Source organism: Parafannyhessea umbonata (assembly GCF_900105025.1).
Classification (GTDB): domain Bacteria; phylum Actinomycetota; class Coriobacteriia; order Coriobacteriales; family Atopobiaceae; genus Parafannyhessea; species Parafannyhessea umbonata.
Map to the genome: position 1 here is coordinate 848770 of NZ_LT629759.1, position 15510 is coordinate 864279.

Annotated in this window: 12 protein-coding genes; all 12 read left to right on the forward strand. The window is 67.1% G+C overall.

Annotated features, from left to right (window positions below; translation table 11 throughout):
- Nucleotides 1-67 precede the first annotated feature (67 nt).
- The gene (gene dnaJ / locus BLT96_RS03930; protein WP_090861897.1) at nt 68-1264 is read left to right on the forward strand and encodes a molecular chaperone DnaJ; all 1197 of its coding nucleotides are present in this window, start codon (nt 68-70) and stop codon (nt 1262-1264) included.
- Nucleotides 1261-2541: a MiaB/RimO family radical SAM methylthiotransferase gene (locus BLT96_RS03935; protein WP_090861899.1), complete on the forward strand. Its 1281-nt coding sequence runs from the start codon at nt 1261-1263 to the stop codon at nt 2539-2541. The genes dnaJ and BLT96_RS03935 overlap by 4 nt, the downstream gene beginning before the upstream one ends.
- A gap of 60 nt (nt 2542-2601) precedes the next feature.
- Nucleotides 2602-3597 (forward strand): PhoH family protein, encoded by a 996-nt coding sequence (locus BLT96_RS03940; RefSeq protein WP_090861901.1) that lies wholly within the window; start codon nt 2602-2604, stop codon nt 3595-3597.
- Entirely contained in the window at nt 3587-4090 is a 504-nt protein-coding gene (gene ybeY / locus BLT96_RS03945; protein ID WP_090861902.1) for an rRNA maturation RNase YbeY, read from the forward strand. The genes BLT96_RS03940 and ybeY overlap by 11 nt, the downstream gene beginning before the upstream one ends.
- A gap of 2 nt (nt 4091-4092) precedes the next feature.
- On the forward strand, nt 4093-4479 hold the full coding sequence (locus BLT96_RS03950; RefSeq protein ID WP_090845624.1) for a diacylglycerol kinase family protein: 387 nt from the start codon (nt 4093-4095) through the stop codon (nt 4477-4479).
- Nucleotides 4480-4578: 99 nt separating this feature from the next.
- Complete coding sequence (gene era, locus BLT96_RS03955; RefSeq protein ID WP_090845622.1) at nt 4579-5508, forward strand: GTPase Era; 930 nt, start codon at nt 4579-4581, stop codon at nt 5506-5508.
- Between the two features lie 6 nt (nt 5509-5514).
- Nucleotides 5515-6267 (forward strand): DNA repair protein RecO, encoded by a 753-nt coding sequence (recO, locus tag BLT96_RS03960; protein WP_090845620.1) that lies wholly within the window; start codon nt 5515-5517, stop codon nt 6265-6267.
- Nucleotides 6268-6497: 230 nt separating this feature from the next.
- Nucleotides 6498-6776 (forward strand): 30S ribosomal protein S15, encoded by a 279-nt coding sequence (gene rpsO / locus BLT96_RS03965; protein WP_090845618.1) that lies wholly within the window; start codon nt 6498-6500, stop codon nt 6774-6776.
- Between the two features lie 89 nt (nt 6777-6865).
- A complete protein-coding gene (locus BLT96_RS03970; RefSeq protein ID WP_090861904.1) occupies nt 6866-9094 on the forward strand; it encodes a polyribonucleotide nucleotidyltransferase in 2229 nt (742 codons plus the stop codon).
- A 245-nt stretch (nt 9095-9339) separates the two neighbouring features.
- Nucleotides 9340-11004: a ribonuclease J gene (locus BLT96_RS03975; protein WP_090861906.1), complete on the forward strand. Its 1665-nt coding sequence runs from the start codon at nt 9340-9342 to the stop codon at nt 11002-11004.
- Entirely contained in the window at nt 11005-13746 is a 2742-nt protein-coding gene (locus BLT96_RS03980; RefSeq protein ID WP_090861908.1) for a DNA translocase FtsK 4TM domain-containing protein, read from the forward strand.
- Nucleotides 13747-13749: 3 nt separating this feature from the next.
- Entirely contained in the window at nt 13750-15507 is a 1758-nt protein-coding gene (locus BLT96_RS03985; protein ID WP_090861910.1) for a helix-turn-helix domain-containing protein, read from the forward strand.
- Nucleotides 15508-15510: the final 3 nt, after the last annotated feature.

Consider the following 15510-nt stretch of genomic DNA (forward strand, 5'->3'; position numbering starts at 1 on the left):
GCCGGCACGTACGCAAAGGTTTCTGCGGGCCTCGGCCCGACGTTCGACATGTGGGAGATAGGTAAGAGTGGCCTCTAAAGACTATTACGAGATTCTGGGCGTCGAGCGCGACGCCGACGCGAAGACGATCAAGCGAGCCTTTCTGAAGAAGGCGCGCGTGCTCCACCCCGACGTCAACAAGGAGCCCGACGCGGAGGAGAAGTTCAAGGAGGTCAACGAGGCGTACTCCGTCCTTTCGGACGAGCGCAAGCGCGCGAACTACGACCGCTACGGCACCGCGGAGGGGCCGGGCGGCTTTGGCTCGGACTACGTGGACATGTCGGACATCTTCGGCGGCGGCTTCGGCATCAACGACATCTTCGACTCGTTCTTTGGCGGCGGGCAGGGCGGCGGCACTTCTCGCGCCGCCCGCACGCGCGGACGCGACATGGGCATCACCCTCAGGGTCACGCTGGAGGAGGCTGCGGCCGGCTGCACGAAGACCATCGCATACGACCGACTTGCCCCGTGCGACGACTGCGGAGGCACCGGCGTCGCGGAGGGCGGCCACGTGAAGACGTGCGACAGTTGCCACGGCACCGGTCGCGTGGTCGAGGTTCAGCGCACGATCTTTGGCCAGATGCAGACGCAGACCACGTGTCCGGCGTGCCACGGGTCGGGCAAGGTCGTCGACAAACCGTGCGAGACCTGCGAGGGCCAGGGCCGCACCCCCTCGCGCGAGACCGTGGACGTGAAGATTCCCGCCGGCGTGCACTCCGGCCAGTCGCTTACCGTGAAGGGCAAGGGCGAGGCCGGCGTGCGTGGTGACGCGTCCGGCGACCTCGTCGTGCGCGTGGAGGTCGCGGAGAGCGAGACGTTCCAGCGCCAGGGCGACGACCTGTTCTGCCGCGTGGCGGTGGACTCGCTTCAGGCCATCGTCGGCACGACGGTGCGCATGCGCGGCATCCTTCCGGACGACGAGGTCGTGGTCGAGGTCCCCGCGGGCTGCTCCTACGGCCAGCAGGTGCGCGTGGAGCGCATGGGCATGCCGCGCATGGGCACCACGGCGCGCGGCAGCCTGATCGCCGTCATCCAGGTCGTGCCGCCGAAGGGCCTTACCGCCGAGCAGCTCGACGACATCCGCATGATCGTGGACGCACGGGGCGAGAAGGACGCGGCAGGCGAGCCGAAGGCAAAGCCTGCGCAGGACGGCGCTGACTTTGCAGGGACCCGCAAGAAGCCGAAGTTCAAGGGCCGCGGACGTCGCAACGGAAGGTCGAAGTGACGGCGGCCTCGCGACCGAGGGTCGCGTTCGTGAACCTGGGCTGTCGCGTCAACCGCGTCGAAACCGACGTGATCGCAAGCGAGCTCGAGCGCCATGGCTGCGAGCTCGTGCCGGAGAGCGAGGCCCAGGCCATCGTGGTGAACACGTGCGCCGTCACGGGCGAGGCGGAGGCGAAGACCAGGAAGACCGTCCGGCACGCGGCGGGCCTGCCGGGATGCCCCACCGTCGTCGCGACCGGCTGCGTTGCGAGCCTGTTTGCTGGCGAGCTCGCCGCCATCGCGGACAACGTGGTGGTGGAGCCTGACAAGGCGCGCGTCGCGGCGCGCGTGCTGGAGCACCTTGGCATCGTGGACGGTGCCGTGGACGATTCCGGCTCGGTCGTGAGCGTCACGCCCACGCCGACGGGTCGCATGCGCCCGGGCATCAAGATCCAGGACGGCTGCGACAACCGCTGCACGTACTGCATCGTGTGGAAGGCGCGCGGCGCCTCGCGCTCCATGGGCGTGGCGGACGTCGTGGCGCGCGTTCGCGACGCGCAGTCCCGCGGTGCGCACGAGGTGGTGCTCACGGGCATCAACCTCGGGCGCTTCGACGCCGTGGCGCCGGACGGCACGAGGGTGGGCCTCCCCGGACTCATCGAGCTTCTCCTTAGGGAGACCTCGATCGAGCGCCTGAGGCTCTCTTCCATCGAGCCGCCGGACGTGACGGACGAGCTGCTTCGCGTCATGGGCAAAAACCCGGAGCGCGTGGCGCCGTTCCTACACGTGTGCCTGCAGTCCGGCTGCGACGCGACGCTGCGCCGCATGGGGCGCGTGTACGACACGGCATACTTTGCGGACGTCGTGCGGCACGCGCGAAAGGCGGTCCCCGGCATCGCGCTCGGCACGGACCTCATCGTGGGGTTCCCGGGCGAGAAGGACGAGGACTTCGAGCAGTCGCTCGCGTTCTGCCGCGACATGGCGTTCGCGAAGATGCACGTGTTTCGCTACTCCAAGCGGCCGGGTACGCCGGCGGCGCGCGCGGAGGGCCAGGTGGACCCCCATGTCATGGCGACCCGCAGCCGTCGCATGCGCGAGCTTGCGCAGCGGATGCGCCACGAGCAGGCGCTTGCGCACGTGGGCCGCGAGGAGCTCGTCGTGGTGCAGTACCCGGGCCGCGGCGTCACGGGAGGCCTCTTCGACGCGCTCGTGGACCCCAAGATCGCGCTGGACTCGCTCGTGCGCGTGCGCGTGAGCTCCGTGATGGACGACGGAACGCTCGTGTGCGCCCGCGCGTAGGTTGGGCGCCGGCGCGAAAGCGTCTATCATGAAGGCAACACACCGTCCGTCAGGAGGAACATGGAACCAACCCACGTCAGGCTCACGATACCGGACTCCGTCGACCCAACGCTGCTGATGGGGCCGGCGGACTCGCTCCTTCGCAGGATAGAGGGGGCGTTCGACGCCATGGTCACCGTGCGCGGCAACCAGGTGAGCGTGATCGGGCCCACGGACGTGGTGGACCAGGTGGTGTCAGTCTTTTCTCGCCTCATTAGGTGCGTGGAGAAGGGCGACGTCCCGACGACCGCGGACGTCGACCTGCTGATAGGCCAGGTGAGCCATGGGGCGAGCGAGTCGGCGGACCTCTCGGACGACATCCTGCTTACGTACCGCGGCCGCGCCATCCGCCCGAAGACCGCCGGCCAGAAGCGCTACATAGACTCCATCCGCGACAACACCATCACGTTTGGTATAGGGCCGGCGGGCACCGGCAAGACGTACCTGGCCATGGCCATGGCCGTGAGCGCGCTGAAGCGCCGCGACGTGGGACGCATCGTGCTCGCGCGGCCCGTGGTCGAGGCGGGGGAGTCGCTTGGCTACCTGCCCGGCACGCTGCAGGAGAAGCTTGACCCGTACGTGCGGCCGCTGTACGACGCGCTGTTTGACATGACGGACATGGAGAAGGGCAACGCCCTCATCGAGCAGGGCGTCATCGAGATCGCGCCGCTCGCGTTCATGCGCGGGCGCACCATGAACGACGCGTTCGTGATCCTGGACGAGGCCCAGAACACGACGCCGGACCAGATGAAGATGTTCCTGACGAGGCTCGGCTTTGGGTCGAAGTTCGTCGTGACCGGCGACCTCACCCAGCGCGACCTGCCCGGCAGAAACGGGCTGGAGTCCGCCCGCGCTGTGCTTGGGGGCGTGGACGACGTGAGCTTCGTGGACCTTGATAGAAACGACATCGTGCGGCACTCGCTCGTGGCGAGGATCGTGGACGCGTACGACAGGGCGCAGGGCGCGCACGCCGCGGGAGGCGCCGCGGGAAGGGAGACCGGCCGACATGGGGAATAGCTACGACATCATGCTCGAGGAGGGCGTCGCGTGCCCGGTGGGCGAGGACGAGATCCGCGAGGACTGCGACTTCGTGCTCGCGAGCGAGGGTGTGGAGCGGCCGTGCATGGTGTCCGTCTCCGTCGTGGGCGACGAGCGCATGCGCGAGCTGAACGCCGAGTGGCGCGACCAGGACCGCGCGACGGACGTGCTGTCGCTGGAGTGCGAGCGCCCGGACGACGAGGACCTTGCGCCCGGCGAGCCGTGCGAGCTTGGCGACATCGTGCTCGCGCCCGCCTACATCGAGCGCCAGGCGAAGGGCTTCGGCACGACGCCGGCGGACGAGTTCAGGCTGCTTCTGGTGCATGGTATGCTGCACCTTCTGGGCTACGACCACCTTGAGGACGACGAGGCCGAGGCCATGGAGGCACGTGAGGACGAGCTGCTGGCACACATCCGGACGGACCGCGCCATCGACCACGTGACCCTCACGCGCCACCGGGGCGGTGAGTAGCGATGATTCCCGGCCGCTCGCCGAGACATCCCTCGTTCAGGCGGAGCTTCCTCTTCGCGCTGCAGGGCTTTCGCACCGCGCTTCGCCAGGAGCGCAACATCAAGGTCATGCTCGCGGGCGGCGCGTTTGCCGTCGCGATGGGACTCATCCTGCGGATAGATGCCGTGAGCTGGGCCATCGTGCTCGTGTGCTGCGGCATGGTCATCGCGGCGGAGCTTCTGAACACCGCGATCGAGACGGTGGTCGACCTGGTGTCGCCGGAGTTCCACCCGCTTGCCGGCCAGGCGAAGGACATAGCGGCCGCGGCTTCGTGGGTGCTGAGCCTCACTGCGGCCGTCGTGGGCGTCATCGTGTACGCAAGCGCCCTCATAAGGCTGCTCGCCGGCTAGGCTCGGCATAAGAACGAAATCGGTGCCTAGGGGATGGCACGCCAGGGGCCGCTCGGCGGCCAAGGATGAAGACACACGATCACCCAAGGGGGGCGCTCCATGGAGAAGGACGCAAAGGGCGAGAAGAACGAGGCACCGTTCAGGAGCGGGTTCGTCGCGCTGGTGGGACGGCCGTCCGTCGGCAAGTCGACGCTTTTGAACGCGGCGGTGGGCGGCAAGCTCGCCATCACGAGTCCCGTTGCGCAGACGACGCGCAGGCGCATGCGCGCCGTCGTGAACACGCCGAGCTCGCAGTTGGTGATCGTTGACACGCCGGGCCTGCACAAGCCGAAGGACGCCCTGGGCAAGGAGCTGAACAAGGTCGCGCTCGGCGAGCTGGGCGACGTGGACGTGGTGGCGTTTCTCGTCGACGCGACGAAGCCCGTCGGCAGGGGAGACGAGTGGGTCGCGAAGCACGTGGCGGCCTCGAGGGCGCCTTTCAAGCTGCTCGTGATCACGAAGGCCGACCTCGCGAAGCCCGACCAGGTGAGGGCGCAGCTCGACGCGGCGTCCGCGCTCGCGAAGTTCGACGACGCCATGGTCATCTCCGCAAAGGAGGGCTTCAACGTCGACTCGTTCGTGAGCCTGGTGGGCGAGCACCTGCCAGAGGGACCGCGGTGGTTCCCGGAGGACATGGACTGCGACGCGACGGACGAGGAGCTCGTGGCGGAGTTCGTGCGCGAGAAGGTGCTGAACAACCTGCGGCAGGAGGTGCCGCACTCCGTTGGCGTCATCTGCGACGACATCGACTGGCGCAAGGACGGGCTCGCCTCGATCCGCGCGACCATCATCGTGGAGCGCGAGGGGCAGAAGGGCATCGTGATCGGCAAGGGTGGCCAGATGATCAAGCGCATCGGCACCCAGGCGCGCCACGACGTGGAGCGGCTGTTCGACACGAAGGTGTTCCTGGACCTGCAGGTGCGGGTGCAGCCGCAGTGGCGCCGCGACCGGAACGAGATCCGCCGCCTGGGCTACGACTACGAGGAGTAGCGTTTCGTGGCGGGAAGGAGGAGCGTCCGAACCAGGGCGATCGTGATAGACAGGCGGACCCGCCTGAAGGAGCAGGACCTGATCCTTACGCTCCTTACGCAGGACGGTCAGCGCGCAGACGTGATCGCGAAGGGTGGCCTGAAGCCGGGTGGGCGCCTGGCCGCGCGCGTGGAGCTCTTCAGCGAGACGGACTTCCTCATCGCAAGCGGGCGCAGCCTCGGCATCATCACGGAGGCCGCGACGTCGAACCCGCACGCGGGGCTTCGTGGCGACATGGCGCGCGTGAGCGCGGCGTCGTGCGTGTGCGAGGTGGCGCGCCTCACGTGCTTCGAGGACATGCCCGACCCGTATCTGTTCGCGATATGCTCGCGTGCGCTCACGGCGTGCGAGCAGGCGCCGGACCAGGAGCGGCTCGACCTCGTCGTCGCGGCGTACACGTTCAAGGTCACGGCGCACGGCGGCTGGAGGCCAGAGCTTCGGCGTTGCACGCTCTGTGGCGACGAGGACGTCGCGTTCTTCTCGCCCAGCGCCGGGGGCATGCTGTGCGCGAGCTGCGCGAAGGACGTCGCAGGAGCAGTGCCCATGGGGCCCTCGGGGCGCGACCGCCTGCAGGCGCTCGTCAAGTCTACGTTCGACGACATCCTGCGCATGGAGCTTGGCGTAGACGTCACGACGGAGCTCGTCTCGCTCGCGCACGTGTGGGCGGCCACGCACCTGGACGCACGCCTGCGCGCGTTCGAGTTCATGCTGAGCCTGTAGGGTCGCGCCTTTCCGCCCAGCCTTCCGTGGAAGCCGGGGCCGTCCGAGCCGCATCGCATTTGTGTTCCAAATGCGGTGATTGCGCCCGGGGTGAGAAAAACGCTGGTGCCGCGTCTGCGTCAGCTCCTTACGTGATATTATCAGTCAGTCCGTACCCCCTACTTGGTGGCTCGCCCAATGCCAGACGGCCAACCCAGTTCGGGGCGTATCTATGTGAAAGGGGTTTTACCATGGCAGTAAGCAAGGAGCGCAAGGCCGAGCTCATCAAGCAGTACGGCAAGGACGAGCACGACTCCGGTTCCGCGCAGGTGCAGGTCGCGCTTCTGACCGAGCGCATCAAGGGCCTGACCGAGCACGTCAAGTTCCACAAGCACGACCACCACACCCGTCGTGGCCTGCTGATGCTCGTTGGTCAGCGTCGTCGCCTCCTGTCCTACATCAAGAAGCAGGACATCGAGGAGTACCGTCGCCTCATCAAGAGCCTCGGCATTCGCGACAACATCCAGTAACAAGGTGTTAAGAGGAGGGCGCCGGCATGGCGCTCTCTTTGTTTGTCGGCCCGCCTGCAAAGGGGCAGGCGGAGATAAGAGGAAAAGTAATGGCAAAGGTTACACACGAGTTCGACCTCTACGGAAAGCACTACAAGCTTGAGACGGGTGAGCTCGCAAAGCAGGCGACGGGAGAGTGCCTGGTTTCCTGCGGCGACTCCACCGTCAACGTGACGGTGGTCGTGTCGAAGGAGCGAAAGAACTACGACTTCTTCCCCCTGACCGTCGACTACATCGAGAAGATGTACGCCGTCGGCCGCATCCCCGGTGGCTACCTGAAGCGCGAGGCGCGTCCGAGCGAGAAGGCCACCCTCACGGCCCGCATGATCGACCGCCCCATCCGCCCGTCCTTCCCCGACGGCTTTAGGAACGAGGTCCAGATCGTCGCGATGCCGCTCGTAGCGGACCAGGTGAACTCCGTCGACACCATCTGCATCATGGGCGCCTCCGCGGCCCTCACCGTGGGCGGCGTGCCGTTCGAGGGTCCGCTTGCCGGCGTGCGCATCGGCCGCGACGTCGAGACCGGCGAGTTCCTCGTGAACCCGACGTACGAGGAGCGCGACAACTCCGATCTTGACCTCGAGCTCGGCGGATCTGCCACGTTCATCTCCATGCTCGAGGCGGGCGCCAAGGAGATCTCCGAGGAGGACATGCTCGCGGCCATGGCGTTTGGCCAGGAGGCCATCGCGGCGTTCTGCGAGGAGGAGAAGAAGTTCTTCCAGAAGTGCATCGAGGTCAACGGCCCGTTCCCGAAGCGCGAGTACGAGCTGGACGAGCCCATCCCCGAGGTGCACGAGCGTGTGTTCGCCCACTTCGACGAGATGTCCGCCGCCCTGAAGGACGCCGACAAGCTCTCGCGCATGGACAAGGTCGAGGCCCTCAAGGAGTCGATCAAGGCCGAGTTCACCGAGGAAGAGCAGACCGAGTGGGACCGCGCGATCCCCGTCGAGCTGAAGAGCCTCGAGAAGCACGCCATGCGCAAGATGGTCGTAGAGACCGGCGAGCGCGTCGACGGCCGCACCGCGACCGAGGTACGTCCGCTCATGGTGAAGCCGAACTACCTGCCGCTGGTGCACGGCTCCGGCCTGTTCCAGCGCGGCCAGACACAGGTGCTCTCCGTCGCGACCCTCGGCATGCTCAACGAGTGGCAGCGCCTTGACACCATCGAGCCGGTTGACGGCAAGCGCTACATCCACCACTACAACTTCCCGCCGTTCTGCACCGGCGAGACCGGCCGCATGGGTTCGCCCAAGCGCCGCGAGATCGGCCACGGCAACCTGGCCGAGCGTGCGCTTCTCCCCGTGATTCCCTCCGAGGAGGAGTTCCCCTACACCATCCGCGTCGTGTCCGAGGTCATGGAGTCCAACGGCTCCAGCTCGATGGCGTCGACCTGCGGCTCCACCCTCGCCCTCATGGACGCGGGCGTGCCCATCAAGCGTCCGGTCTCCGGCGTGGCCATGGGCCTCATCCAGGAGGAGGGCAAGACCGTCGTCCTGACCGACATCCAGGGCCTCGAGGACTTCCTCGGCGACATGGACTTCAAGGTCACCGGCACCACCAAGGGCATCACGGCCATGCAGATGGACAACAAGGCCACCGGCCTCACGCCTGAGATCCTGAAGCAGGCGCTTCAGCAGGCGCACGAGGGCCGCATGTTCATCCTCGACGCTATGCTCGAGCAGATCCCCGCGCCGCGCGAGCACACCAAGGAGACCGCGCCGCAGATCATCAGCCTCAGCATCCCGACGGACAAGATCCGCGACGTCATCGGCTCCGGCGGCAAGGTCATCCGTGGCATCCAGGACGACACAGGCGCCACGATCGACATCCAGGAGGACGGCTCCGTCTTCATCGCGGGCACGAACGGTGCCGGCGAGGAGGCCGCGGAGCGCATCAAGGCCATCGTGAAGGTTCCCGAGGTGGGCGAGGAGTACACCGGCCGCGTCGTGAACATCCAGCCGTTTGGCGCGTTCGTGGAGCTGCTGCCCGGCAAGGACGGCCTGCTGCACATCAGCCGCGTCGCGAAGGGCCGCGTCGACAAGGTCGAGGACGTGCTCAACGTTGGCGACGAGGTCAGGGTCAAGGTCATCGAGGTGGACGAGAAGGGCAAGATCAGCCTCGACCGCCTCGACAAGCCGGAGGCTCCCGCAGGCGCGGAGCGCAAGGGCTCCGAGCACAAGGGCGAGAAGCGCGAGGGTGAGCACCGTCGCCGCCGCCACGTGGGTGACAAGGGCGGAAGCGGCGAGCAGCGCCAGCCCAGGCGCCACCACGAGGGCTAGGCCCGACGAGAGGCACTACGCATGAAGCGAGCGGGGAGTTCCCACCGGGGACTCCCCGCTCTTCTCGTATGGAAAGACTGAATAGTCACGTTGTGGACAGAGGGCGCTTGTGTTTTCGAATCCACACCTGCATCACTAAAGATATGGGCGGGCACACTACAATAGTTGTTTGCGAAATGTCCGACAGCACGATGCTGCCGAAAAGATATTTGAGATACAAACCTGTCGAAAGGAAAAACCTGACAATGGCGAAAAAGCAGACGCCGCTGAGGATCATCCCGCTGGGAGGTCTCGACGGCATTGGTAAGAACATGACCGCATTCGAGTACGGCAACGACATGGTGCTCGTGGACGCGGGCCTGATGTTCCCCGACGACGAGCAGCCCGGCATCGACCTGGTGCTGCCCGACTACTCCTACGTGCTCGAGAACGAGGAGAAGCTCCGCGGCATCATCATCACGCACGGCCACGAGGACCACACGGGCGCGCTGCCGTACCTGCTGATGGACCTGGGACGCAAGGTGCCCATCTACTCGTCCAAGCTCACGCTGGGCATGATCGAGGCGAAGCTGCAGGAGTTCAAGCTGAACTCGCCCAAGTTCCGCGAGGTCAAGAACGGAACCCACATCAACCTGGGCGTCTTCAGCATCGACTTCTTCAGCATGACACACTCTATCCCGGCGGCGCTCGGCGTGTACATGAGGACGCCGGCGGGGTCCGTGCTCCACACGGGCGACTTCAAGCTGGACCAGACGCCCATCGATGGCGTCACGCCCAACTACCAGGCGATCTGCAGGTACGGAACGCTGGGCATCGACCTTCTGATGTCAGACTCCACCAACGCGACGAGGCCGGGCTTCACCCAGTCCGAGGCCGCGGTGGGTCCGCAGCTGCGCCACATCATCAAGAACGCGACGGGCAGGGTGTTCGTGGCGTCGTTCTCCAGCCACATCCACAGGCTCCAGCAGGTGTGCGACGCCGCTACGGCCGTTGGCCGCAAGGTGGTCGTGACCGGCCGCTCCATGGTTAACAACACGAAGATCGCGCGCGAGCTGGGCTACCTCAAGATCTCGCAGGAGGACATAATCGACGCGTACGACGTGAAGGACATTCCGGACGACAAGATCGTCGTGCTGTGCACCGGCAGCCAGGGCGAGCCCCTGAGCGCGCTTGGCCGCATGGCCGCAGGCGAGCACAAGTCGTTCACCATCACGTCCGACGACACCGTCATCATCAGCGCGACGCCCGTCCCCGGAAACGAGAAGAGCGTCCAGTCCATCATCAACTCGCTCTCCAAGATCGGCTGCACCGTGTACGACAGGTCCAACACCCTGGTGCACGTGTCCGGGCACGCGAGCCAGGAGGAGCTCAAGCTCATGCTCGCGATGACGAAGCCGCGCAACTTCATGCCGGTCCATGGCGAGGCCGTCCACCTGCGCGCCCACGCAAAGCTGGGCCTGAAGATGGGCATCAAGCCGGACCACATCTTCATCGCGGACAACGGCGACACGCTCGAGATGCGCAACGGCAAGGTCTCGTGGGGCGATCCGGTGGAGTCCGGCGTCGTGTACGTGGACGGCCTCTCCATCACGGACGCGGACCCCATCGTGTTCCGCGACCGCCAGAAGCTCGCGAGCGACGGCATCGTGACGTGCGTCGTCACGTTCGCGCCGCGCAGCAAGAAGGTGGGCGACGTCGAGATCGCGTGCAGGGGCGTGTCGTTCAGTAGCGACGAGCAGCTCATCTCCGAGGCGCAGGACGTCGTGCGCGAGCACGTCTCCGTGACGGCTGGCAAGGACGGCACGAGCGTCGACATGCTCAGGAAGAACGCCCGCAACAGCCTCTCCAACTTCCTCTGGAGCAAGACCCACACGCGACCCATGGTCATCCCGGTCGTGATGGAGGTTTAGATGCCCTCTAAACGCAGCTCAAACGCACAACAGAAGAGAAGGTCGAAGGGCTCGGGCTCGGCTGGGCGCGGCAGGGCACAGCGCGAGTCCCTGGCGCCGGCGCGCGGCACGGCGGCGAACGACATCCTCGGCGTGGCGCTCATCGTCGTGTCCGTCGTCATGTTCCTCTCGCTCGTGACACCCACGAGCGCGCCCGTCACGCACGCCTTGGGCGAGTTTCTGACCCTGTGCTTCGGCATGGGGGCGTTCCTGTGCCCCGTGGCGCTCATCGTGTTCTCGTCCACGTTCTTCGTGGAGCGCGAGGGCTCCGCTGGCACGCGCGTGGCCGTGGGCCTCGCGCTCGTGGTCGCGGCGATCCTGGGCATCCTGAGCATCAACGTGCCCGGGGCCGAGGCAAACCCCGACGCCGTGCTCGTGGCGCAGGTCGCGGCGACGCGCGGAGGCTACGTTGGCGGCGCCATAGCGTGGTGCCTGTTGAAGTCCGTGGGCATGACGGTGGGCAACGTCGTGCTCGTGGGTGTGATAGCGGCCGGCGCGATCGTGTGCGGGTTCTCGCTCTCTGGGGCCGTGCAGAGGCTGCGCGAGCGCTACCAGGCGTTCGAGGCACGTCACGAGGCGGCGCGCCAGCAGCGCATGGCGGGCCAGGCCAGTGCGTACGACGCCTATGACGAGACGCTCGACATGGCGCAGGACGCGTTTGCCGGAGAGGCCGACGCGGGCATGGCGCCCATCGCGGAACGCCGCACGACGGTATTCAGGCGAAACCAGACCGGCGCGGAGGATGGCGCGAAGGCCGCGGACGACGAGCCGGAACAGAAGACGACCGTGCTTGCCAGCGCGAAGACCAAGATTTTGGAGCGCAAGCGCAAGAAGCACCCGCCCATCGACGAGGACGAGGCCGTACCGGCAGGCGACGTGGCCGCAGGCGCCGTGGATGGCGCGAGCGCCACTGCGTCCGCGGGCGTCGCCGCGACGCCTGTCGTGACGGCGCCGCTGCCGGTGGTGCCGGGCGCGAAGGCCGCTGCACAGCCGGCCGTGCCGGACTTCCTGCGCGACGCGAAGGGCACGGGCATAGGCCGCCAGGGCTCCTCTGACAGCGCGCGCAAGGCGCCGGGCGAGAAGAGCCGGGCGTCCCGGCCGAGGAAGGCCGCCGCTACGAAGGCGGCGTCCGTGCAGACGGCCATGCCCATCGTGCCGGAGGGCGAGTCCTTCTCGCCCAAGGGCGCCGTGGCTGCGGCACCAAAGGGCGTGAAGCGCCCCGGCGACGGCGTCGAGGACTACGAGCTGCCGCCGTTCTCCATGCTCAGCTCCAACCCCAACAGCGCGAACTCCGCTTCGAGCAAGGAGGAGCTGGACGAGACGAAGGAGCGCCTGCAGGGGACGCTGCACGAGTTTGGGCTCTCGAGCCGCGTCGTGGACTACGTGAGCGGCCCGCTCGTCACGACGTTCCGCATCGAGATGGGCGAGGGCGAGCGCGTCAGCAAGATCAAGAACCTGGAGGACGACATCGCCCTCACGCTCGCGGCCGAGAAGGTGCGCATCTTCGCGCCGATTCGCGGCACCTCGTACGTGGGCATCGAGATCCCGAACAGCCGCCGCGCAAACGTGCACCTGGGTGATGTGCTGCCGTACGCAACGGGCGGCCCGCTTGAGGTGGCCATCGGCCGCGACTCCGCCGGAAAGCCCGTCGTGGCGGACATCGCGAAGATGCCGCACATGCTGGTGGCCGGCACCACGGGCTCGGGCAAGTCCGTCATGATCAACTCCATGGTGATGTCGCTTTTGATGCGCTCCACCCCCAAGCAGGTGAGGCTCATCATGATCGACCCAAAGCGCGTGGAGTTCAGCTGCTACAACGGGCTGCCCCACCTGTACGTGCCCGTCGTGACGGACCCCCGCCAGGCGGCGAGCGCGCTGCAGTGGGCCGTGAGCGAGATGGAGCGCCGCCTGAAGGTGTTCGAGCGCGCCGGCGCCAGGAACATCAAGGTGTACAACCAGATGTGCACGACGGGCAAGCTGTCAGAGATGGACAACCCGCCGGAGCCCATGCCGTACATCGTCGTGGTGATCGACGAGCTGTCCGACCTCATGATGACGGCCGGAAAGGACGTCGAGGCGTCCATCGTGCGCATCGCGCAGCTTGCGCGCGCCGCGGGCATCCACCTGGTCATCGCGACGCAGCGACCGTCCGCAAACGTCGTGACGGGCCTCATCAAGTCGAACATCGACAGCCGCGTCGCGCTGAAGGTGTCATCCGGCATCGACTCGCGCGTCATTCTGGACGAGACGGGCGCGGAGCGCCTGCTTGGCAACGGCGACATGCTGTTCAAGGACCGTGGGCTCGCGCCGCGAAGGGTGCTGGGCTGCTACACCTCCGACGACGAGATCGAGTCCGTGGTGAGCTTCATACGCGACCAGGCGGAGCCCGACTATCACAACGAGATTCTCTCGCAGGTGGTGCCGGGCCAGCCGAGCGCGGGTGGAGGCTCGGACGTCGCGGAGGACGACGACCCGCTCGTGTGGGAGGCCGCTCAGATTGTTGTGGACTCTCAGCTGGGTTCGACCTCCGGGCTGCAGCGGCGGCTCAAGGTGGGCTACGCTAGGGCCGGCAGGATCATGGACATGCTCGAGGCGAAGGGGGTCGTGGGACCGCCGGAGGGCTCGAAGCCGCGCGAGGTGCTGCTGGACAAGGACGGGCTTGAGGAGCTCAGGGCCGCCGAGGCAAAGTACAGGGAGGTGTAGCGCATGGCACGTCCACGCTTTAGCGAGATGCTCGTCAACAGGAGGCGCCAGCTCGGCCTTTCGGTCAAGCAGGCCTCGAGCGTGCTGCGCCTCAAGGAGGAGGTGCTCATCGCCTTCGAGGAGGGCGACTTCGAGGCGATGCCCAAGAGCGGCTACGCGCAGGGCATGCTGTCCTCCTACGCACGCTACCTCGGCATGAACAGCCGCGAGGTCATCAACCAGTTCACGAGTGACCTGCGCGAGTGGGAACGCCAGGCCGCGAGCGGCAGGGCGAGAAGGACGCGGGCCTCCAGGCGCGACGAGCCCGTGTACGAGCTTCCCGGCGACGTCGCGAGCCGCCGCGCGAACTACCAGGGCTCGAAGGGCCTGCTTCCCACGTCCGGCGGCTTTGCGGGCGACCTCACCACCTACTCGACCGTGTCGAGCCCCCGTCCGAAGAACTCGCGCCCGAGCCCGCTGGTGAACTATCGCCAGAGCATGCAGCGCTCGGCGGATGGCGCCGGCTATGGACAGGGCTACCAGCAGGGAGGCTACGGGCAGCCCGATGACGGCTACGGTCGTGCGAACGGCTATGCCGCCGGCGCGCCGCAGGGCGGCTACGGCCGCGGCTACGACGAGGACAGGCGCTACACGGGCCGAGACGTCCCCGCGCGCAGCGGCAGGCGCCGCACCCAGCAGCAGGGCAGGTACCGCCGCCAGCCCGACGAGTACGGAAACGCCGCCCGCTACACGGGCCGCGAGGGCAGGGCTGAGCGTGCGGCGCGCGACAGCGTCATGACGCAGGACGTTTCAGGCCAGTACGTAGACGACCTCCGCTACGACGACGCGCGCCCGTACGAGGCGGCGTCGACCCGCTCCGGCCGCCAGTCGTCGCGCAACATCGCGAACATGCAGCGCCCCAACGTGCGCCGCCGGCCGCCGCAGCGCGGACGCGGCTCCCGCCAGCAGCGCGACAGCCGGCGCCGGGCCCCACGGCACGGAGGCGTCCTCGGCGTCGTGGAGGCGTTCTTCTCGGATGGTCGCCGCGCGGCGGCGTTTGCGCTCGTCGTCGCGGCCCTCATCATCACGGTCGTCATCATATCGTCCGTGAGCTCGTGCGTCAGGAACCAGGGCACCACGACCGAGAAGACCGTGGCCGTCTCGACCTCGAGCTCCTCGGAGAGCAAGAAGAAGAGCTCCTCGAAGACGTCGACCGAGAAGAAGGAGGCGGAGGAGGCTGCTGCCGCCGCTGCCGCCGAGAAGAAGGCGAAGGCCGAGAAGGAGGCCAACACCGAGACGAAGGTCACGGTGTCCGTGGCCGACGGCGAGGTCTCGTGGGTCGAGATCGAGGTGGACGGCAAGAGCGACGTGGCCGAACAGGTGACCGGACCGTGGAAGAAGACGTACACGGTGACGGACTCCATCACCATCCAGGTGAGCAACCCAACGGCCGTCTCCGTCAAGAAGAACGGGAAGAAGCAGAAGTTCGACTCGAAGACCGCGGGCGTTGGGTCGATCACGATCCAGGGCACGAAGGTCACCAAGACGGACGACAGCTCGAGCTCGGGAGACGAGACGTCCGCGGACGGCCAGACGACGGACTCGACAACGGGGACGACGGATGGGGCGTCTGGGAACGGGCAGTCGACGGACACGGCAAACGGTACAACCACGGACGCAGGGACGATGTCCACCCAGACGAACGGCGGCACGACGGGCGGGACGACCGGAACCGTAACAAGCCAGACGGGGCAGACGGGCCAGACGACGGACAACGAATAACTT

Bases quoted from the DNA above. Each gene is read 5' to 3' on its own strand.
- BLT96_RS03940 (WP_090861901.1), top strand. From the start codon at position 2,602: ATGGAACCAACCCACGTCAGGCTCACGATACCGGACTCCGTCGACCCA.
- ybeY (WP_090861902.1), top strand. From the start codon at position 3,587: ATGGGGAATAGCTACGACATCATGCTCGAGGAGGGCGTCGCGTGCCCG.
- BLT96_RS03950 (WP_090845624.1), top strand. From the start codon at position 4,093: ATGATTCCCGGCCGCTCGCCGAGACATCCCTCGTTCAGGCGGAGCTTC.
- era (WP_090845622.1), top strand. From the start codon at position 4,579: ATGGAGAAGGACGCAAAGGGCGAGAAGAACGAGGCACCGTTCAGGAGC.
- rpsO (WP_090845618.1), top strand. From the start codon at position 6,498: ATGGCAGTAAGCAAGGAGCGCAAGGCCGAGCTCATCAAGCAGTACGGC.
- BLT96_RS03970 (WP_090861904.1), top strand. From the start codon at position 6,866: ATGGCAAAGGTTACACACGAGTTCGACCTCTACGGAAAGCACTACAAG.
- BLT96_RS03975 (WP_090861906.1), top strand. From the start codon at position 9,340: ATGGCGAAAAAGCAGACGCCGCTGAGGATCATCCCGCTGGGAGGTCTC.
- BLT96_RS03980 (WP_090861908.1), top strand. From the start codon at position 11,005: ATGCCCTCTAAACGCAGCTCAAACGCACAACAGAAGAGAAGGTCGAAG.
- BLT96_RS03985 (WP_090861910.1), top strand. From the start codon at position 13,750: ATGGCACGTCCACGCTTTAGCGAGATGCTCGTCAACAGGAGGCGCCAG.